The sequence below is a fragment of the Acinetobacter sp. ANC_7635 genome, assembly GCF_056779945.1.
In genome coordinates this window covers 498696-518686 of the sequence record NZ_JBWYIS010000001.1, presented here as the reverse complement: position 1 = coordinate 518686, position 19991 = coordinate 498696, and the positions used below count along the sequence as shown (strand labels likewise).

At 39.7% G+C, this 19991-nt stretch carries 19 protein-coding genes; 4 read left to right on the top strand and 15 right to left on the bottom strand.

Features of this window, described 5'->3' with window-relative positions; genetic code table 11:
• Positions 1 to 42: 42 nt before the first annotated feature.
• From AC1M89_RS02655 to AC1M89_RS02635, 5 genes are all read right to left on the bottom strand, one after another.
• Complete coding sequence (locus tag AC1M89_RS02655; RefSeq protein ID WP_481608449.1) at positions 43 to 948, bottom strand: cation diffusion facilitator family transporter; 906 nt, start codon at positions 946 to 948, stop codon at positions 43 to 45.
• Between the two features lie 76 nt (positions 949 to 1024).
• Complete coding sequence (locus AC1M89_RS02650) at positions 1025 to 4168, bottom strand: efflux RND transporter permease subunit (RefSeq protein WP_481613863.1); 3144 nt, start codon at positions 4166 to 4168, stop codon at positions 1025 to 1027.
• Complete coding sequence (locus AC1M89_RS02645; RefSeq protein WP_481613862.1) at positions 4158 to 5375, bottom strand: efflux RND transporter periplasmic adaptor subunit; 1218 nt, start codon at positions 5373 to 5375, stop codon at positions 4158 to 4160. The genes AC1M89_RS02650 and AC1M89_RS02645 overlap by 11 nt, the downstream gene beginning before the upstream one ends.
• 1 nt (position 5376) lies before the next feature.
• Positions 5377 to 6696, bottom strand: coding sequence for a TolC family protein (locus tag AC1M89_RS02640; protein ID WP_481609549.1), 1320 nt, complete (start codon positions 6694 to 6696; stop codon positions 5377 to 5379).
• 45 nt (positions 6697 to 6741) lie between these two features.
• The gene (locus tag AC1M89_RS02635; protein WP_481587099.1) at positions 6742 to 7179 is read right to left on the bottom strand and encodes a cation efflux protein, CzcI-like; all 438 of its coding nucleotides are present in this window, start codon (positions 7177 to 7179) and stop codon (positions 6742 to 6744) included.
• A 240-nt stretch (positions 7180 to 7419) separates the two neighbouring features.
• Between AC1M89_RS02635 and AC1M89_RS02630 the strand changes: the two genes are divergently transcribed.
• Both AC1M89_RS02630 and AC1M89_RS02625 read left to right on the top strand, forming a co-directional pair.
• Entirely contained in the window at positions 7420 to 8364 is a 945-nt protein-coding gene (locus AC1M89_RS02630) for an ABC transporter permease (RefSeq protein ID WP_481588250.1), read from the top strand.
• Positions 8364 to 9257, top strand: a complete 894-nt coding sequence (locus tag AC1M89_RS02625) for an ABC transporter ATP-binding protein (protein ID WP_481607460.1) — start codon at positions 8364 to 8366, stop codon at positions 9255 to 9257. The genes AC1M89_RS02630 and AC1M89_RS02625 overlap by 1 nt, the downstream gene beginning before the upstream one ends.
• A 91-nt stretch (positions 9258 to 9348) precedes the next feature.
• Here AC1M89_RS02625 and AC1M89_RS02620 read toward each other — a convergent pair whose 3' ends face one another.
• The 10 genes from AC1M89_RS02620 to AC1M89_RS02575 all read right to left on the bottom strand — a co-directional run bounded on the left by AC1M89_RS02620 (position 9349) and on the right by AC1M89_RS02575 (position 18150).
• Positions 9349 to 10053, bottom strand: coding sequence for an ABC transporter ATP-binding protein (locus tag AC1M89_RS02620; RefSeq protein WP_481595391.1), 705 nt, complete (start codon positions 10051 to 10053; stop codon positions 9349 to 9351).
• Positions 10046 to 11257, bottom strand: coding sequence for an ABC transporter permease (locus AC1M89_RS02615; RefSeq protein ID WP_481613861.1), 1212 nt, complete (start codon positions 11255 to 11257; stop codon positions 10046 to 10048). Before AC1M89_RS02615 ends, AC1M89_RS02620 begins: the two co-directional genes overlap by 8 nt.
• Before the next feature lie 2 nt (positions 11258 to 11259).
• On the bottom strand, positions 11260 to 12429 hold the full coding sequence (locus AC1M89_RS02610; protein WP_481608443.1) for an efflux RND transporter periplasmic adaptor subunit: 1170 nt from the start codon (positions 12427 to 12429) through the stop codon (positions 11260 to 11262).
• 20 nt (positions 12430 to 12449) lie between these two features.
• Entirely contained in the window at positions 12450 to 12698 is a 249-nt protein-coding gene (locus AC1M89_RS02605) for a TIGR03643 family protein (RefSeq protein ID WP_035263835.1), read from the bottom strand.
• A 271-nt stretch (positions 12699 to 12969) separates the two neighbouring features.
• Complete coding sequence (locus AC1M89_RS02600; RefSeq protein WP_481587094.1) at positions 12970 to 13986, bottom strand: ABC transporter substrate-binding protein; 1017 nt, start codon at positions 13984 to 13986, stop codon at positions 12970 to 12972.
• On the bottom strand, positions 13983 to 15791 hold the full coding sequence (gene atzF, locus AC1M89_RS02595; RefSeq protein ID WP_481613860.1) for an allophanate hydrolase: 1809 nt from the start codon (positions 15789 to 15791) through the stop codon (positions 13983 to 13985). The genes AC1M89_RS02600 and atzF overlap by 4 nt, the downstream gene beginning before the upstream one ends.
• A gap of 11 nt (positions 15792 to 15802) precedes the next feature.
• Positions 15803 to 16246 carry a CopG family ribbon-helix-helix protein gene (locus tag AC1M89_RS02590; protein ID WP_035263841.1) on the bottom strand — a complete coding sequence of 148 codons (444 nt, stop codon included), beginning with the start codon at positions 16244 to 16246 and terminating at the stop codon, positions 15803 to 15805.
• A complete protein-coding gene (locus tag AC1M89_RS02585; protein WP_257219874.1) occupies positions 16239 to 16364 on the bottom strand; it encodes a hypothetical protein in 126 nt (41 codons plus the stop codon). Before AC1M89_RS02585 ends, AC1M89_RS02590 begins: the two co-directional genes overlap by 8 nt.
• Positions 16365 to 16618: 254 nt before the next feature.
• Entirely contained in the window at positions 16619 to 17251 is a 633-nt protein-coding gene (locus AC1M89_RS02580; RefSeq protein WP_035263843.1) for an NAD(P)H-dependent oxidoreductase, read from the bottom strand.
• A gap of 41 nt (positions 17252 to 17292) precedes the next feature.
• Positions 17293 to 18150: an SDR family oxidoreductase gene (locus AC1M89_RS02575; protein ID WP_481613859.1), complete on the bottom strand. Its 858-nt coding sequence runs from the start codon at positions 18148 to 18150 to the stop codon at positions 17293 to 17295.
• Positions 18151 to 18278: 128 nt separating this feature from the next.
• Between AC1M89_RS02575 and AC1M89_RS02570 the strand changes: the two genes are divergently transcribed.
• Positions 18279 to 18656 (top strand): winged helix-turn-helix transcriptional regulator, encoded by a 378-nt coding sequence (locus AC1M89_RS02570; RefSeq protein ID WP_481594561.1) that lies wholly within the window; start codon positions 18279 to 18281, stop codon positions 18654 to 18656.
• 237 nt (positions 18657 to 18893) lie between these two features.
• Positions 18894 to 19943 (top strand): hypothetical protein, encoded by a 1050-nt coding sequence (locus tag AC1M89_RS02565; protein ID WP_481613858.1) that lies wholly within the window; start codon positions 18894 to 18896, stop codon positions 19941 to 19943.
• The last annotated feature ends 48 nt before the right edge of the window (positions 19944 to 19991 follow it).

Sequence of the window (19991 nt, the reverse complement as noted above, 5' to 3'; positions counted from 1 at the left end):
TAAATTCTCTAAATCTAAAAAAAGCCCCTTTCGGGGGCTTTTTTAATGCTGATGTTCTAGTTCATGGTGATATGCATCATCTTCTATCTGCAAGGTCATTTCAGTAATATGATGATCATGACTTAACATTTCAAAAGCTTGTTGATGTAAACGTTTAGGATCGACATTCGGTGCAACCAAATGAACTGTGAGCATGACTTTTTTGGACGTGATCGCCCAAACTTTTAATTGGTGAATGTCCTTAACTCCTTCAAGCGATAATAAATCTGTACGGAGCTTTTCAATATCAATCTCATCAGGTACACCTTCAAGTAAGATATTTACACTTTGCTTGGCGAGAATCCAAGCACGTGGTAAGACCCAAAATCCGATCAGGACTGCGATAATCGTGTCAATAAGTACCCAGCCTGTAAAATAAATAATCACAGCACCGATGATCACACCTACAGAACCAAGTGCATCACTTAATACTTCTAGATATGCACCTTTGACATTGAGGCTATCTTTACTACTCGAAAAAAGCATCTTCATCGAAATTAAATTAATGATTAAGCCAATGACGGCGACTATCATCATTCCAACACTCTGAATTTCAGGAGGATTACTTAATCGATGAATCGCTTCTATCAAAATATAAATTGCAACGATAAATAACATCACCGCATTAAATAGAGCTGCCAAAATTTCAAATCGCTGGTAACCAAAAGTTCGCTTATTGTCTGCAGGCTTTTGACCAATCTTAATTGCAACCAACGCGATGGCTAGAGCAGCAGCATCAGTAAACATATGTGCAGCATCTGACAGCAAAGCTAAACTTTGAGTAATAAATGCAGCAACAACTTCAATAATTAAAAATGTCGTGGTTAAGGCTAAAGCAAAAGTTAGTTTCTTTGCGTTATCTTTACTGACTTCCACATGACTGTGATCATGATTATGCGAACTACCCATTTTATACTCCTCATCAGAAGCCTCACTTAAAATAAAGTGAGGCTTCTGATTCATATACATAATGTTATTGTTTAATTTATTGTTTTGCTTTTGCTTGATTCATCCACCTATACAATACAGGTAAAAGTAGTAGCGTCAGTATGGTGGATGAAATAATTCCACCGATAACCACTGTCGCAAGCGGTCGCTGTACTTCAGCACCCGTACCCGTAGCAAGCGCCATTGGAACAAATCCTAAAGACGCCACAAAAGCAGTCATCAGCACAGGACGTAATCGCAACATTGCACCTTGCCAAATGGCATCTTTTAAACTGTATTCACTTCTTAGCTCCTTAATAAAGGTCAACATAACCAGTCCATTCAGAACAGCGACACCTGATAAAGCGATAAAACCAATACCCGCAGACATTGAGATGGGAATATCACGTAACCATAAAAATAAGACTCCCCCCGTGAGAGCAAAGGGTACGCCCGTGAATACCAATAAACTTTCTCTTATATTTTTGAATACAGCCATCAGCAGGATAAAAATCGTAATCAAAGCCAATGGAATCACGATAGTCATTCTAGCTTTGGCAGATGCCAAATTCTCAAACTGTCCACCATATTCAATCCAATAGCCACTCGGTAATGCATATGTCGTGAGGCTAGATTGCAACTCTTGGACAAATGAACCCAGATCTCGCCCTTCAACATTTGCCGTCACAATAATCCTACGCTTGCCATTTTCACGACTCACCTGATTCATACCATCAATATTTGAAACTGTAGCCACATCTGCCAGTCTTACTGTCCCACCATTGGGGAGTTGTATAGGTAATTGTGCAATCCCTATGACTGTCCGATCTTGATCAGTAAGTCGAATAACAAAATCAAAACGGCGGTCGCCTTGTAGAATTTCACCGACTTGTTGACCACCGATACTTGAAGCGACTAAATTTTGTATTTCACGAACCGAAAGACCATATTGCGCTGCTAAAGAACGATTTACGTCTATATTTAATAAGGGTAAACCTGAAGTCTGTTCTACTTTGACTGCGGTACTGCCACTGATTTTTTGCACAATCTTGGCAATTTTGGCAGCTTCATCGTTTAACACCTGCATATCATCGCCAAAAATTTTTATACCTATGTCACTGCGGACTCCAGAAATGAGCTCATTAAAACGCAATTCAATGGGTTGAGAAAATTCACTATTGTTGCCAGGCAAAGTATCCAAAAAAGTTTCAATACGTGACCTTAAATCATCTAAGCTTTCTTTGGGATTCGGCCACTCTTGACGAGGTTTCAACATAATGAATCCATCTGAGATATTGGGTGGCATCACATCTGTTGCCACTTCAGCAGTACCCGTTCGTGCGAAAACATTTTTAATTTCTGGAAAATTTTGAAGCAAAAGTTTCTCAGTCATTTCCTGCATTCTTAATGATTCTTCTAAGCTGGTACTGGGTGAACGCATTTGTTGAATAGCAAAATCACCTTCGCTTAATTGCGGTGCGAATTCACTTCCTAGACGTGTCGCCAACAACCCTGTTAAAACCAAAATACTAACTGCGAGTGTTAACATGACCATTCGATATAAATAAGTCATGTCTAATGCTTTTAGATATTTTTTCTTTAACCATAACATCCATCTACTTTCATTTTCTTTTACTTCACCTGTTACAAATAAAGCCACTGCAGCAGGAACAAAAGTGATGGATAAAATGATCGCAGCAATAAGAGCTAATACTACGGTGAGTGCCATAGGGTAAAACATTTTTGCTTCAACACCACTTAAAGCAAATATGGGCAAGTACACCACTAAAATAATCGTTTGACCAAAAATTAAAGGACGGCGCGCTTGACGAGCAGCAAGGAATACTTCTTTAAATCTCTCTGAACGTGTTAAAGGTCGTCTTAACTGTTCTTGGGCATGAGCTAATCGGCGAATACAGTTTTCGACAATCACTACCGCCCCATCTACAATAATTCCGAAATCTAGCGCACCTAAACTCATAAGGTTGGCACTAATTTTCTGCTGTGCCATACCTGATAATGTAAATAACATCGAAAGTGGAATCACGCATGCTGTAATTAAAGCTGCTCGAATATTTCCCAAGAAAATGAATAAAATCACAATCACCAAAATCGCCCCTTCGACTAAGTTCTTTTGAACTGTCTTAATGGCTTTCTCGACTAAGGTGGTACGATCGTAAACAGTTTCAATTTTTACGCCTTCGGGCAGTGTGGTTTGAATTTCTTGAATTTTTTGATCAACAGCTTGTGCAACACTACGGCTGTTTTCACCCATCATCATCATGGCGATGCCGAGTACGGTTTCTTCTCCATTATAGGTAGCTCCACCTGTTCTAAGGTCATGCCCGATCGACACTGAAGCAATATCTGAAACACGGACAGGATTTCCATTTAAGGTAACCACCGTTGTATTTTCAATATCCTGTATCGTGTTCAGTGTTCCAGGAACTCGTACTGTCAGTTGTTGACCTCCATCTTCAATAAATCCTGCTCCACGATTTTCATTGTTCTCAGTGAGAACCTGTTGAAGTTGCGTCAAACTGACTTGTAGTTGTTGCATACGATTCAAGTCTGGCGAAACAACATATGTTTTATTGAATCCTCCAATACTATTCACCTCAGCAACGCCTTTTACGCGTTGCAATTGTGGACGCACGATCCAATCTTGAATTTCGCGTAAATCCATTGCTGTGTATGAAGCACCATCAGGTTTTTTAGCCTTTGGCTCAGCTTTTAGTACCCATTGATAAATTTCACCCAGCCCCGTAGATACTGGAGACATGGTAGGTGCGATATCATCAGGTAATTCGGATTGAACCTCTTGAACACGCTGATTGATTTGTTGACGTGCCCAGTAAATATCAGTGCCATCTTTGAAGACAATAGTCACCTGAGATAAACCATATCTAGAGATCGAACGTGTTAATTCAAGATCTGGTATCCCCGCCATGGCATTTTCAATTGGATACGTAATGCGTTGCTCAACTTCGAGCGCAGTAAATCCATTAGCTTGGGTATTAATTTGAACCTGTGTATTGGTAATGTCTGGAACTGCATCAATTGGCAATTTTTGATAACTATAAACTCCAACAGCAATCCAAGCACAGGCAAACAGCATGATCCAAATCGCATGTTGAATTGAAAACTGAATAATTCGCTCAAATAGCCCTTCAGCCTCCGGCATGTCATGATTAGTGCCCATGGTCAGCTTCTCCTTTTTCTAACTCCGATTTCAGTAAGAAGCTGCCTTGATTGACATATTTTTGCCCCGCTTGAAGACCAGACTTAATTTCTGCCCATTGACCATCTGAAGACATTTCACCTACTTCAATGGGTTGTGCTTTAAAGTGGAGTTTTCCATTTTTTTGTTCTGTAACAATAAATATTGCTGATTTACCTTCGATTTGTTGCACTGCATTTTTTGCAACGCGTAATACATTGGATGCATCGGGACTTTGAAGTTCAACATTTACCATCAAATTTGGTCTTAACTCACTTGCCTTTCCTTGAACTTTAGCGCGAACAATCAAGCGACCAGTCTGCGCATCTGCTTGCGACGTTAACGATTGCACAAGAGCTGTATAGGTCTGACCTGACTGTAAAGATTTAAATTGAATATTTTGTTGTGCACGAATTTGATTACTCGCATCTGCAGGTAACACAAATTCGAGCCATAAATCTTTTAATTGTTCGATGATGAAAATCTGATCTGCAAGTTGCACATTTTCACCCACCACGATGTCTTTTTGGCTGATCACGCCCGAGATAGGCGAACGAATGGTAAAACGACCATTAGAACCTGCTGAAGCTCCCAAAGCTTGTAAACGTGCATTGGCACTTTGCACTGTGATTTGTGCTTGACGATATGCATTTTCAGCACGTTGCAAATCCTGTTTTGCAGAGATCCCCTGCGACCACATCCGTTGTTCACGTTGCAAATCTTGGCGTGCCAAATCTAAATTGGATTGTTCCATTCTTAAATTTGCTTGTTGGTCAATGAGCTCTGGGACACTTAATACTGCAAGTATTTGACCTTTACCTACTTCTTGTCCCAGTGCTACATTCACTTGTTCAACATGACCAGCAAAATTAGGGGAAATATGCGCTTGTTGATCTGTATTTACCATCAATTTTGCAGGCAAGTTTGTGTATCGCGGAATTGCACCTAATTGAGCTGATTCTATTTTTATACTATGTTCGACTAGCTGTTTAGATGTCAGTTCAATCTCACCTTCTTCTGCATGATCAGCTTCTGCGCCATTCGACGTTTCAGCTTGCTCTTCACTCTCAACAATTGCTGTTTTCTTATTATCTTTGAAAAAAATCCAAATCCCGATAACTACCGTCACCCCAATAATCAGGGCGATGAGGAATGCTTGGTTTATTTTTCCTTGTTGTATAGATCTCATTTTATTCTGCCCCTATATTGATGAAATTTTCTGACTGTGACACAGCCTCTTTGAGTAATTGGGTATAGGCATCCGAACGACTAATTTGTTCATAACTGGTACCAATACTTAATGCCTCAGCAGCAAGTGCGGTTTGCCATGCCTCTCTCAAGAGCTGAATTTGACTGAGCCGAATATTTTGTAATTGTGTCGTTGCTTGTTGCACCTCAGTGATTGAAAGTTTTCCATTTTTAAAACCGAGCAAAGAGCGCGTCTGTACTTTTTCAGACAAGCCTTTTTGTCTCAGTACAGCGTCATACTGTAGTTTTAAGCCACGCACCTGATGAAATGAGTTTGCAATCTCTAAAATTTGTTGTTTGAGTTCTCTTTGTTGTTGACGCTCAAGTAGAGATTGCTGACGTTGGGCAAGCGGAATTTGGTATTGCTGACGATTAAAAATATTGAACGGAATATCGACACCCACAGATAAACTAGTATCGTTTGTCTCATTGGGCGCTTTTGTTCGCGTCATCCCTACATTCAAATTTGGATTTGGTTTTGCTTTTACTTTAAGTTGCTCAATTCGTTGATTAGCCTGAACAACATTGAGTGCATAAAGCTTTTCTAAATAACCTGCAGAAATATAATTTTGAACATTCTGTTCAACTTGGTCAGGCCAATAAATCCGATTTGAATCAACCTTCACCTCTGCTTCAGTTTCTCCCCAGAGATTAGAAAGATTACGTTTTGCAATTTCCTTATTTAAAATGGCTTGCTGATAATTGCGTTCATTTTCTGCCGCTTCAATCTGCGCTCGTTCATACTCAACTAAGGCTATGCTTCCTGCCTGATATCGTTTTTTAGCGCTGTCTAAAGTTTCACGACTGACTTGCAGTTGAGACTTTTGAATTTGCGCTTCAGATTGCGAAATTAAAAACTGTGACCAAGCATACTTCACGATTAATTGGCTTTGTGCTTCCCACAACTTTTCTCGCAATTCATTTTGTTGCCCAACCAAACGCGCTATATTTTTTTGAATCCGTCTTTGACCAAAAATGTCGATCGGCTGACTAATACCTAGACTTAACTCTTGATCTTGATTCGAGCCAAAGCCATCTCGAGAGAGATTGATAGTCGGGTTTTGCCAAAGTCCACTTTGCTTGACTGCAAGTTCTGACATTTCTTGTCGTTGCTGCCAAATCTGTTCTGATTGTTGATATTGAGACACTTGAACCAGTGCTTGTTCAAGCGAATTGACTGTCATTGCTTGAGCATTTGCACCCAAACTAAGCGAACCTAAAACCAGCCATAATCGAATGGAATGTTTTAATTTAAAAGACATGTGAATTTCCCACTAATTTAAAATAAGTGGTGGGAAATTTTTAGGCTACCCCACCAATAGCGGGGTTAATTCAGGAGGCGGAGGGATTTTACCTAAATGAGGCGATTGATAGGCATTAATCCAAAGAAAGTGATTTTGGTAAATCTTTTCGATGTGTTGTGACGAAGGCAAATTCTCGTTTACAGCAAGAATAAACTGAGACATTGACGGCAGATGATCTTGATGATCCAAAACATCGATTTGCGCTTTTTCTTCTAGCGTCACGCTTTGATCATCACCAAGCACGAAGCCTTTTTCAATTTGGGACTTCGGACTTTTATTTGAAAGATCGGCTTGGCAAAGTACAGGTTGATGATGACCAAAGTGAAAACTTTGTGTCGATGTTGAGTCGCTTTCATGAACACAAAAAGCCGCCGCCACATTCCAAAGGCTTTGGAACATGAACATACATGCTAAGAATGTCACAAATTTAGCCGATCTCATTTAAGCAGGCTCTCATCTTTTCTATCTGCATTTAAAACGTGATAGTGATCACCATCAAGTGAAGAGTTGTAATTCTCCATCATATTTTGATGATCGAAACCTTGATATTGAAAGAATGTACATAAGAAAAATGAATGAAAACTTAAAAATTTAGCGCTTTTAAAGCACGCTTCGAAAATGGCATCGATTTTGCAACCTAATCATACGAATTTTATTTTTTGTATTACTGAGGTGGCAACGATGAGCTATGTTGCACGAGAATTGAGTCAAAAGCATAAATTTTTGCTTGGTTTTGGATCGTTTTTAATTCCAATTTTAATCTGGTGTGCAGTGAGTTATTTGCCTTTTATTTGGCATCCCCAAGTTCAAATCACAGATTCTGGTAGCACAACATTTTTACAATTCGATAGCCGTGTCAGTAGAGAAGTTTATTATGCTGAAGCGCAATTGGCAGTCGATCAAGGACTGCCACCACCTCGGGGAATTTTGGTAAATCCCATTTACCTACCCGCACCAGATGAAGTCGCTACAGCCTTAGTGACCGCATTTACAACGCCACCCGCTCAAGCAAATGCACCATGGTTTCATGAAAGTTTATGGCACAGCATTAAACTGGTGTTTACCGCATTTTTTATTTCTTCTTTGATCGGGATTCCTTTGGGTATTCTTTGCGGTTTTTCTCATAAAATTTCTCAGTTAACTGAACCTTTTGTAGAGTTCTTTCGCTATCTGCCTGCACCAGCCTTTGGCGCTCTTGCTGTTGCGATTTTGGGCATTAATGACGCACCTAAAATTGCCATTATTGTGATTGGTACCTTGTTCCAACAAATTCTGATTATTGCCAATACCACCCGTCTGGTCGACCGCAGTCTTATTGAAGCTGGATTCACCTTAGGAACTAATAAAATCAAAAGTTTATTTTATGTGGTCATCCCTGCTGCACTCCCAGAAATTTATCGAAACCTTCGTGTACTTTTAGGTTGGGCTTGGACCTATTTAATCGTTGCAGAACTCATAGGAAGTACATCCGGTATCACGTGGTTCATCACTCAACAAGCTCGCTATCAAAACTTTGACAATGTTTTTGCCGCAATTTTGATTATCGGTTTGATTGGTCTGATTTGCGACGTGATTTTAATGAAACTTGGACAGCAATTATTTAAATGGAAAACGGGAGTTCGCTAATGTCTTCAGCACTTCAACCCTCAGATTTTGATGCCCGCGCTTACTTTGACAAAATTTACGCTCGTCCCGTCATTTTAGAAGCAAAAAATCTCACCCAAAAGTTTAGCCACGGAAAAACTGAGCGCACCATTTTAAATACTTTAGATTTAAAAATTCATAAACGTGAATTTATCTGTGTTATTGGTCCTTCAGGATGCGGTAAATCTACCTTTAGCCGTATTGTGGCAGGTCTTGATCCATATACCAGTGGTGAATTACTGGTAGACGGTGAAACCATCACAGGACCGAGTCCAGAGCGTGGCATGGTTTTCCAAGGCTACACACTGTTTCCATGGAAAACGGTAAAAGAAAATGTCATGTTTGGTCCACTCATGCGAGGTGCCAGCAATGCTACAGCTGAGGCGCAAGCCCGCGAATGGATCAACATTATCGGACTTGAAAAATTTGAGCAGCAATACCCTCATGAACTTTCTGGAGGGATGAAACAACGCGTTGCCATCGCTCGCGCGCTCGTGAATCAGCCAAAAATTCTCTTAATGGATGAACCCTTTGGAGCTTTAGATCCTCATACGCGTCAAAAAATGCAAAAGCATCTGATCGATCTTTGGGCCAATATCGATATCACGATTATTTTTGTGACACACGATATGGACGAGGCGATTTTACTGGCCGATCGGATTGTGGCATTGAAGGCCAATCCTGGCGAAATTAAGGAAATCATTGAGGTTGATCTACCAAGACCACGTCAGCATGAATTGATGCTCACTGAAAAATTTAAATATTTAAGACAACGTGTAGATGCTTTGGTACATGCTGAAGAAGATGAACTTGATCCAGCACTCGCCGACTTACCTAAAATTCCAAGAATGACCAAGGTCAGTCATTCTAAATAAGGCGCTATATCCTGATCACACAAACGGTCAGGATAAAGCATGCAACATCAATCCTTTTGACCACACCATTTTAAATGCAGCCTTGGATTAATCACGACTTCATTTCATCACGTTCAATTCGCCCATCTACCAGTTGAATGGTTCGATCACATGTAGCGGATAATCGTGGATCATGGGTCACTAACAATACCGCACAATTTTGTTGCTCATTTACTTCACGAAACAGCTCAAAGACTTCGCTCGCTGTTTGACTGTCTAGATTACCTGTAGGTTCATCAGCGAGGAGTAAAGCAGGCTGAGTGATTAAAGCTCTGGCGATTGCGACACGTTGTTGCTGCCCACCAGAAAGTTGACTAGCTTTTCGTTGTGCAAATTGACTCAATCCTACCGCTTTTAACAAATCATGTGCCCGATCTAAAGCTTGCTGATTGGGTTTGCCATGCGCCAACATTAGAGGCATCAAAACATTCTCAATAACGGTGAACGCTTGAATCAAATGATGAAACTGAAACACAAATCCAATGCTCTTTCCACGCAATTCCGTTCTTTGTTGATCTTCCATTTGACTGGTTGGTTGACCAAGTAAATAAATTTCACCACTGGTGGGTTGATCCAGTAAACCTAAAATATTTAATAACGTACTTTTACCTGAACCTGAAGGTCCAATTAACGCAGCAAAATCTTGACGATGTATCGCAAAATCAATCCCATGCAGCACTTCAATTTCATTGGGTTGTCCAATGTTATAAGACTTTTTCAAAGCCTCTAAACGTAGTACTTCATCATGATTAGACATGACGGATTGCCTCCACAGGATCTAAACGCGCTGCACGACGGGCAGGAATCGCCGCTGCAATTAAACCGCTCAATGTTGCAAGTAATAAAGCGGATCCAATCAAATAAGGTGAAATTGGAATGTAGAATAACCCTGGGCCAAATTCATTAAATGACCAAACCAATGCATAACTGGTCAGGATTCCAACAATAGAACCAAGTAAGCCGAAAATCGCACCTTGAATGAGAAAGATCATCAAAATTTGTTCTCGGCTCGCACCTGTAGCACGCAAGATTCCGATCTCACGTGTACGCTGTACCACTGTAATGGAGAGTACGCTGGCGATCGCAAATGCAACAGATATTCCAACAAATATAATAATCATATTGGTTGAAAGACTTTGCGCTGAAATCGCATTCATCAATTGCGCATTACTTTCAATCCAACTTTCAGCTTTTAATCCAGTGAGACGATGAATTTGAGTTGCGACCTGATCTGCGGAGAAAATATCAGAAATACGAAGATCAATAATGGTAACCCCACCCGGCAAACCCAATAAAGACTGTGCCCGCTTTAGATCGATATACATATAGCGTGAGTCTAGTTCTTTGACCCCGAGTTCAAAAATACCCGTTACATTCATGACGGCGTTAATATCTTGACCGTTATCAACGCGAATTTTACTGCCTACGCGCACACCAAGGTCTTTGGCCAACTCACTTCCGATGAGTACATCATCTGCTTTTAAACGAAGCTGACCAGTTTTTAGATACTCTTGCAAAGGTACAATACGTTGATACCGTGGTAAATCAACCCCCATAATCGCAACTGACTGAATCGCTTCCCCCCGTTTTACCAGTGCAGGCCCTGAAACCATGGGAGAAACGGCATTGAGCGTCTTGATATTGTCTAGATTTTCAAGAACTTCTTGCCAGTTATTGATCGACTTGAGTCTTTGAGCCCTTTGATCTTCATGGATGATGTGTGCTACGCCCTCAGGCACTTTAACGACGCGATTGACCTCATCTGGTGCATGTAAACTAATATGTGCCTGAGTACCCAACGTACGCTCAATCAAATTGGACTGAAGCCCCTGAATTAATGCACTAATAAAGACAATAACGGCAACACCAATAGCAACACCACCAATAATCATCAGTGTTTGACTGCGACCCTCGCGTAAAAACCCAACAGCGATGAGCCAATTGGTCCATAAACGCTTCATCTTCAAAGTGCTTGTACCTGCTTAGTTCTGACACGCTGATCCGCTTTTACTTGATCAGGCTTTATAACGACCTGATCATTGTGATCCAACCCTGATAAGATTTCAGACATGGCAGTCCCACGCAACCCTAATTTTACAGATTGACGTTGGACCTTGCCCTCTCTTACCACCATAACTTCAGCTTGCGTGGTTGAAGGGTCAATAAGCGCGTCATTGGCTATTACTTTGGTTTTATTTCGACGTGCTGTTTCGACATTCACTGAGACTGTCATATCTTGCTTCAAAAAATTGGGTACAGAGTTCACCGCCAATTTGACTTCAACCGTACCACGTTGAGGATCAATATTAGGTGCAATAAAGTTAACTTCAGCTGGAAATGCTTGCTCTGGATAAGCATCTGCAATCACTACCGCTTTTTGACCCAATTTCAGATAAGGTAAATTTTGCTCATCCACCGCCACTTTAATTTGCGTTGGACTATCAACTGCGACTGTAAAGAGCACCTTTCCAGGTTGAATCGCATCCCCTTTTTCGACTTCACGCGTCAAGATCGTACCCGATACTTGTGCCCGAATTTCACTTTTTGCCAATTGGGCACGTAGTGCATTTAATCTTTCACTTAAGGTTTTTTCTTCCACTTGACCTGGAGCAAGGCTTTGCGCCTTCAGTTTTGCCGCAGATAATTGATTTCTCGCTAAGCGTTCAGCTTCTAAGGCTTGTTCTTTTTCCTCTACAGAAAGCACTCCCGGTTCCGTTTGCTGACGACGTCTTGCTTCGCGACTGGCTTGTTGTAATTGGAATTCTGCCGTTTTCAATTCAACCTGCGCTTGTGGATAGCGAATTTTCCGCAATTCCTCTAGCGCAACTTCTGCTTCACGGACTTGTGCTTTTAAATCATCAGATTGAATAATTAACAGTACATCTCCTGCTGCTATTCGTTGACCTTCTTGCACGCGTCGCTCAATCACCACACCCGAAATTTCACTTCCAATTTCACTACGTGCTACATTTTCAGCACGACCTGAAGCGACCACTGTTTGAATCAGTGGTTTTTCTTCGATTAGGTAAGTTTCGACTACAGGACCTTGCCACCAACGGAAAATGAAATATATCCCACCCATCGAAATGAGCAGAATGAGAATCCACCATTTTCGTTGTTTTAAAATACGCAAAGCTTTATCTCCCAATAGGCCTACTTCGGTTTATATTGTCGAGTACAGTAAGCTCTTAAAATATCTGGTGAGCGCTTGTGAAGATGCTTGGTATTCCGCCCCGCAACACGTTTACGCCACATTTCAAAACTACTTTTTTTTAATTGTTGTCGCATCAATCGAATGACTGCACTTTCGTTTAATCCGTATTCCAGCAGAATGGCTTCGAAGGGTGTCCGATCTTCCCATGCCATTTCAATGATTCTAGAAATATCAGCTGTTGTATACAACGCACATGATCCTTTTTTATACGCATTAAACCTCGATGTTAATTGTTCATTCGTGAAAAATATGTGATTTTTTGTTGATTTATAGACACTTCATACACGCTAACGCATTCATTGTATAAAACGATTGATTTTATGATTTTAATCCGTTTCCTAGTTTTTCCATTTTTATCTATTCTTAATCCATACAAGGTAGGCAACTCTGTTGCTCTACCGACCAATCATTCAGTCCAACTTTGTGCCCAGTGCAAGCCCCTCTGCACTGGGCTTTTTTTTATTTAAATGATTCAACCAATTTTGGATAAATCAGCCCATCAATATCTAGTTTTACCGTATAAACTCCATTTTCAAGATTAAACTTATTGACATGATAAGTTGATCCATAAATAGAATCTAAAGTTGAAGAGCGTTTAAATACCTTTTGATTTGCCTCAAGATCCAACAAATGTGTGCCTTGAATAAATTGTTCATATTGCTCAGGTTCAACACCAACACGCTTAGACATAATCATCAAAGCATCGTTTCTCGTCTCAGGGTCTTGAATAAATTTGACGGTTCGATCCCATACTTGAAGCACTTTTTTCCACTCTGCTTGATGCCTAGATAAATGCGTCATATTTACCGTCAACGTATCATAGATCAATCCTGGTTTATCTTGAGAACTATAGATGATTTTGGACCCAGCTACGCTTTTTAAAGCTTGATTTGCTACAGGTTGCCATACAGCGATGGCATCCACATCTTGGCTGCTAAATACTTGGGGTAATTCGTTGGTTGCTGCATTAATCAGTTTGATTTCATTGGCTGATATATTTTGATCTGAAAGTGCGGTATTCAATAAATTATGATCGACCAGCCCTTTTTCGACTGCAATCGTTTTACCCTTAAGATCTGCCACACTATGAATGCCCTCTTTTGCAAGAATGACATCATTCCCTGATGAATAATCAGTTGCTAAAATCATAATGCCCCGCGTTCCACCTGAGGCAATGACCAAATTATCCCCATGAGAAACAGAAACCGCATCCAATTGGTTTGCTGCAAAAGCATTCATAGAGGCTGAATAATCAAACCATTTAAACTCTACGTTTAATCCAGCTTCTTTAAACCACCCTTTCTCAATAGCAACTTGCCATGCCACCCATCCTGGCCAATCACTGTAACCAATACGAATCGGTTGCATTGATTTTTCGGCTTGAGCATGTTGACTTGGTTCTGGAATTTTTGCGGTTTTATCACAACCCACGAATAACAGTGCAGTTCCAATGACTCCCCAGACCATCGTTTTCATTGCACCACCTCACCAATGCTCGTGCACTTAAATTTAGTATTGGTAAAATTTGAGGCTTGAATATAATCACGCCATCCACCAAAGTGACTGATATCAAGTGCATCTGCTAAAGCATGGTTTTCACATATAAAGCCTTTCACCCATGTTCCATCAATGAGTTGGACATTGCCAATACCAAGTGGTGCTGGGACTTCAGCAACAATGTCACCGAACAATGCTCTTGGTACATCCCACACTTCCACTTCAATAGAATGACCTGATGTATCTCGTTGTAGCCCCGGCTTAGGTGGCTGAGTATTTTTTAAAGCAAATAGTTTGTAATACGGCGCAGTACGCGTTTTTTTAACCAAGGTGGCTTGTCTGCTCGTTAACTGAAAATTCAGCGGCATGCCTGTAAGATGTGCTCCCACCACTGCTAATTTAACGGTGTGCTCAGATCCTATTGATTTATGAATTTGATAGCCTTGCTTTGACGTTGCTAAATTTAATCCTGAAGTCGCTTGCCATTGCTGACCGAAGTGTGCCAAAGCTTGATCCATCCAAGCGCCAGCAACTAAAGTGATACCACTTGGCAAACCATCATCACGGATGACATTTGGGAGTGCCAATGCTGATAAATCAGCAAAATTAACAAAATTGGTATAAGCCCCCATATGCGAATTCTTTTGGATCGGATCTGCTTCAACATCTGCAATGAGATAAATCGTAGGAGCTGTTGGCACCATCAACGCATCATAATTTTTTAATTGAAGATTGATCTGCCTAGCCCATTCTGCACGCTGATACTCATCTTGCATCACATCTACAGCATTGAAGTGATCAGCTTGATCAATGATTTGCTTAATTACCGGATGACATTGCTCACGTCGAACTTTGTGTTCGACGGCATGCGTACGCTCAGCAACCCATGAGCGGTTATACAATGCAGCAGCCAATTGATTAAAAACTGTGAAATCAATCTCTTCAACTTGAAATCCGAGCGATTTCATTCGAGCAATGGCTGTTTGAAATGCTTGCTCACTTTGAGTATCACCATAAAATTCTAAGTGATCTGGGATTGCAATCTTGCCCTTCGAAAATTGTGTCGGGACTGTTCTCGGATGCTGTCTTGAATAAGCATCGGTCGCATCATAACCTTGCATCAATTGCGCTACCGTCCAAGCATCATCCACTTGAGTTGCAAAGATTGAGATCACATCAATACTTCGACATGCAGGGATTAAACCCGTGGCTGAAAACCAGCCTTTGGTTGGTTTGAGTCCGACAATATTATTGAAACCCGCGGGAACTCTGCCAGAACCTGCTGTATCAGTACCGAGGGCGAATGGTACACACCCATTTGCTACTGCAACCGCTGAGCCAGAGCTTGATCCACCGCTAATATAATCCGGATTGAAACTGTTTTTTACAGCCCCAAAGGGTGAACGCACGCCAACCAATCCCGTGGCAAATTGATCTAGATTGGTCTTGCCCACCACGATTGCACCAGCAGATTTAAGCTTAGCCACTACGGTTGCATCTTGCATTGCTAAATAAGCAGCATCTGGACACGCCGCAGTGGTATAAAATCCAGCAACATCAATATTGTCTTTGACAGCAAATGGCACACCATATAACGGAAGATCAGCGATATCCTGATGGGCTAATGCATCAATCTGCGCCTGTATTTGCTCGGCACTGGCTATTGAAATCCAAGCGTGATCATCATTGGAGAATTCAGCAAGATAACGCTTCAAATCATTCAGTTGAATAGTTTGATTTGCATAAGCCTGTTGCCAATCTTGTATAGTCCATAATGTCTGCACGACGGTGCTCCTTATACGTGTTCCGAATTTTGAGGAATAGGTGGCATGACTGCATCCATCAGCTCTAAATGCCCCTTAATTACCCCTTTTAATGCTTTAAATTGCTCACTTATGGCTTTTAGGTCACTGCTGACCCCTTGCATCAACATCACCTGCATGACTTTGTCATCATCTAATTGGATATGTAGTGAACTAATCACCTGAGTCAAAAACTGTTGCTGTAAATCAATAAGTTGTGTTCTTAATGGCTTTAAACTGACGTCATACAATAAGGTTAAAGTACCGACCATGACTTCATTTCGGCTAACAAGGTCATTGATCAAATGGTGGTTAATCATGTCAACAATGGCTTGAGATCGGCTTTCATAATGTTGATCTACAATTTTTTGATCCATAGCCTGCAATGTATTTTCAGGTAAAGTGATGCTGATCCGCGCCAGCTTCTGTTTAGGCACGTTTGAGCTCCTTAGGTTTTTGAGATTGTTGTAGGTGTAAACCCGCACGGACACTCATCAGTTCAATGAAGAATTGAAGGATGGGATGCTTCGATTGTTTGGATTGATTTGTCGTCATCTGCAGCACCTCTAGGTATTACAAAAAAAAGAATTGGTAATACTTGGTAAATGCAGAAAGCGTGCCAAAACTTTTCTTGAGATATATAAAAGAGAGCTAGAAAAAAAGTCGTCGGAAAGATTCAAAAATGTGCATGAATCAAAATTGTGCACTTGATTTGTTCAATGTTCAGAAATGCAAAAAGACCGCCTTTCTGGAGATAGACGGTCAACTCGAATGGTTATTATTTTGTCTTCTTGTTCTAATGAAATACTTTACTGGATATCAGTGACGAACTCCTCACGCGGAATACGGAATTTCTTCAATCCAATTAACCAATCTTTTTCTGGATTACGTCGACCTAGTGCCAATAGCACCACAGACTTTAAGCCTTTTTCTTTTAAACCTAATAATTCATCCAGACCATCTTTATCAAAACCTTCCATTGGTGTTGCATCTACACCTAACTCAGCTGCTGCCGCAATTGCCATACCAAAACCAATATGCGCTTGTTTTGCAGTATGGTGGTATTGCTGCTCTTCAGTAAACGTCGAGAACAGGTTCTTTAAGTTTTGCACCACATCCATGGTCGTATCTAAAGGTAAATGACGCTCACGATTCATTGCGTTATAGCGTTCATCGATACGCTCGTCTGGAATCGTATCCCAAGCCGTAAATACCAAAAGATGCGATGACTGGGTAATTTGCGGTTGATTCAATGCAACTGGTGAAATTTTCTCTTTAAGTTCTTGGTTGCTGATCGAGATAATATGGAACGGTTGTAAGCCCGCTGAGGTCGGTGCTAAACGCGCAGCTTCAAGAATTTGATCGACTAATTCTTGCGGTAGTTTTTCACCAGTCATTTGTTTGGTTGCATAACGCCACTGTAAAGCTTCTAATAATTTCATGTATTTACCTATAATATTTAAATGTGAATATTTTTAATTCTTTAAGCGTATAAACTCGCCAACATTGATTTGAGTGATTGGCTTGGACGACCTAAAAGTTGTTCTAAATCTTGGCTTTGAACTTCATACTGTCGATGTTTAATATCTACGACTGTGCCATGTGTGAGATAGATCAGAAATTCGGGCAAACCGATTCTTTTTAACAACTGTTGATAGGCTTCTTCAGTGAGATCGTGATATTCCACTGGTATTGTTTTGAGTTGACTTAGCTCATCAGCAATATCTTGATAGCTATAAGTTTGGCTGCCGACTAACTCATAGACCTTATTCTCATGATCATTTTGAATTAAGGCATTTGCTATTGCTTCTCCTAACTCTGCTCTTAGCACATAAGGCACTTTTCCCGCTCCTCCAGAGAGCTGGATGCCTGTATCGATGACTCCTTCACCGATAATTTGTGGAATCGCTTCTGCATACATGGTGTTGCGTAGGAGTGTATATTTCAGTCCGCTTGCTTTGAGGTAATCTTCAGTTTGAAAATGACTGATCATCAAATCTTTCACCGCTGAATTTGCAATATTTTGAATGGACAAACCTGTGTAATACACATGTTGAACACCTGCTTCACGCGCAGCGTCGATGACATTCTTATGTTGTTCAAAGCGATTCATTTCCATCGTTGAAATGAGAAGTAGCTTGTCGACACCCTGAAAGGCTTTGATCAAACTTTCAGGCTGATTGAAATCTCCTTCACGGACTTCAATATGTTCATTGACATAAGGTTTGGCTTTTTCTAAGTTTCTCGCCAATACAGCAAACTCATTGTTTTGTAACTGTTGCTTTAATTGTTGCACTACACTTCGCCCTAAATGGCCAGTAGCACCAGTAACTAAAATCATTCAATAACCTTGGATTATTTTTGCAATGATGTAATTTATAGGCGAGTTAAAAAACGAGATCACTATACTGTTGTATAGTGAATTTAGGATTTTATTTGATTAAATTTTATGACGAGATGGGAGGATAGATGGCTGATTTTATGAAAGAGAATGCAGAAACATTAAGTGAAGATGACCAATGTAATTTGATGTTTATTGTAGCGCTTAAAAATGCCATGAACGTCATTAATGGCAAATGGAAATTAGCGATTGTTGCAACCATGATTAAACAGCCACGCCGTTTTAATGAGATTGAACGTCTGCTGCAAGGCATTACACCCAGAATGATTTCTAAAGAGCTCAAAGAACTTGAATTGAACAATGTTGTTGAAAAAATTGAGTCTGTTGATGAAACCACGGGTAAAACGACCTCAATGTATGATCTGACACCATCAGGTCGTGGCCTAGAAAAGTTGATGGTACAAATGGCGGTTTGGGGACAAGAGCATAAAGAGAGTTTGAAATAATTATAATTTTTTATAGATCGTATCAAGGCGGTCTAAGTCTAAGACCAGTAGCACAATTTTTGCATCGATGACTTGATAAACCAAATGATAGACTGCTGACCTGAGTTTTACATTATACAAATCGACCGATCCACTGAGTTTGTTTTTTATTAATTTGGAAATATTTTATCAACATCCATCTCTAATTTTTTTTAAATGTTAAAATTAGTTATATCTATCAAATAATAAGAGAATCTTGTGGCAGACAATTTTCGTTATAAGCGCTTAGAAGTTATATCAGTTTTATACAAATCTTGGGTCGAAATTGATACAAAACTTAGGATAAAGAGTGGGACAATTGAACGCTACAGTTTTTGCTTTATTTACATTCAAAAACCACCAAAGACAAAAGGTGTTGTCAATACCATTTACACATTCCCTATGTTTAATTGTGGATATTTTATTTACACACCTAAAAATATATGGCTATTTTTCAACCGACATAATGCCTCTTGTCGATCTAATATGTATGAAAAAGCCATATCATTAAAAATTAATTTTTTAAGAAAATTGAAAGAAGTTATAACAAAATTTAATAACGATGAAAAATCAAATATAGTGGAAGAAAATATCAACAAAATACCCAAAATTCCATATAAATCAAACGAAATGCTTATATACACTATCCCTGCGATATCAATAATATCTGCAATACTTGAGGGAACTTTAAGGGAAATATTAGCGAAATATTTTCAGAATGAAATTAACTACTATGTTGAAGAAGGTACTAAAAAAGGAAGAAATAAACATAATAATTATCAGAAGATGCTTGTTGCAAAACAATCAAGTATAGAGTCAGGTAGCTCATTTAAAAAGCTTTTAGATGAGTATTCAATTATATTTGAATTAAACACATCGTCTTTAATGAATAAAGATATTAGCAATATAATTAATTCATTATTCACGCTAAGAAATATTTTTGCACATGGAACAAGCATTGTAACTACTGATATTCCTGTCACAGATGATAATTACTTCAAAAATTGGAATCAAAGAGTTAATGATTTACAAAAAGTTTTAAAAAAATACTTTGGATCAAATGATGTTTATTTAAATATTTCAGATATCCGAATCAGTAGTTTCTACATGGCATATACTAGAATTTTCCTACTTAAAATAATTGATTTTATTGAAAATTATGATAGTTCTGGCAAAAAAACGGTCAGTGGCATTAATTTTATTAAGACTCTGAAATCTGAAAGATATATTAACTATCACTATGATGAATATTATTTAAATATGTTTTGAGATAACTAAAAATGTCCAAGCTTACTAAATAGTAAGCTTGGACATTTA

Coding starts and splice junctions, on each gene's coding strand:
- AC1M89_RS02655 (WP_481608449.1), bottom strand. CDS start 948: ATGGGTAGTTCGCATAATCATGATCACAGTCATGTGGAAGTCAGTAAA.
- AC1M89_RS02650 (WP_481613863.1), bottom strand. CDS start 4,168: ATGGGCACTAATCATGACATGCCGGAGGCTGAAGGGCTATTTGAGCGA.
- AC1M89_RS02645 (WP_481613862.1), bottom strand. CDS start 5,375: ATGAGATCTATACAACAAGGAAAAATAAACCAAGCATTCCTCATCGCC.
- AC1M89_RS02640 (WP_481609549.1), bottom strand. CDS start 6,696: ATGTCTTTTAAATTAAAACATTCCATTCGATTATGGCTGGTTTTAGGT.
- AC1M89_RS02635 (WP_481587099.1), bottom strand. CDS start 7,179: ATGAGATCGGCTAAATTTGTGACATTCTTAGCATGTATGTTCATGTTC.
- AC1M89_RS02630 (WP_481588250.1), top strand. CDS start 7,420: ATGAGCTATGTTGCACGAGAATTGAGTCAAAAGCATAAATTTTTGCTT.
- AC1M89_RS02625 (WP_481607460.1), top strand. CDS start 8,364: ATGTCTTCAGCACTTCAACCCTCAGATTTTGATGCCCGCGCTTACTTT.
- AC1M89_RS02620 (WP_481595391.1), bottom strand. CDS start 10,053: ATGTCTAATCATGATGAAGTACTACGTTTAGAGGCTTTGAAAAAGTCT.
- AC1M89_RS02615 (WP_481613861.1), bottom strand. CDS start 11,257: ATGAAGCGTTTATGGACCAATTGGCTCATCGCTGTTGGGTTTTTACGC.
- AC1M89_RS02600 (WP_481587094.1), bottom strand. CDS start 13,986: ATGAAAACGATGGTCTGGGGAGTCATTGGAACTGCACTGTTATTCGTG.
- AC1M89_RS02585 (WP_257219874.1), bottom strand. CDS start 16,364: ATGACGACAAATCAATCCAAACAATCGAAGCATCCCATCCTTCAATTC.
- AC1M89_RS02580 (WP_035263843.1), bottom strand. CDS start 17,251: ATGAAATTATTAGAAGCTTTACAGTGGCGTTATGCAACCAAACAAATG.
- AC1M89_RS02575 (WP_481613859.1), bottom strand. CDS start 18,150: ATGATTTTAGTTACTGGTGCTACTGGCCATTTAGGGCGAAGTGTAGTG.
- AC1M89_RS02570 (WP_481594561.1), top strand. CDS start 18,279: ATGGCTGATTTTATGAAAGAGAATGCAGAAACATTAAGTGAAGATGAC.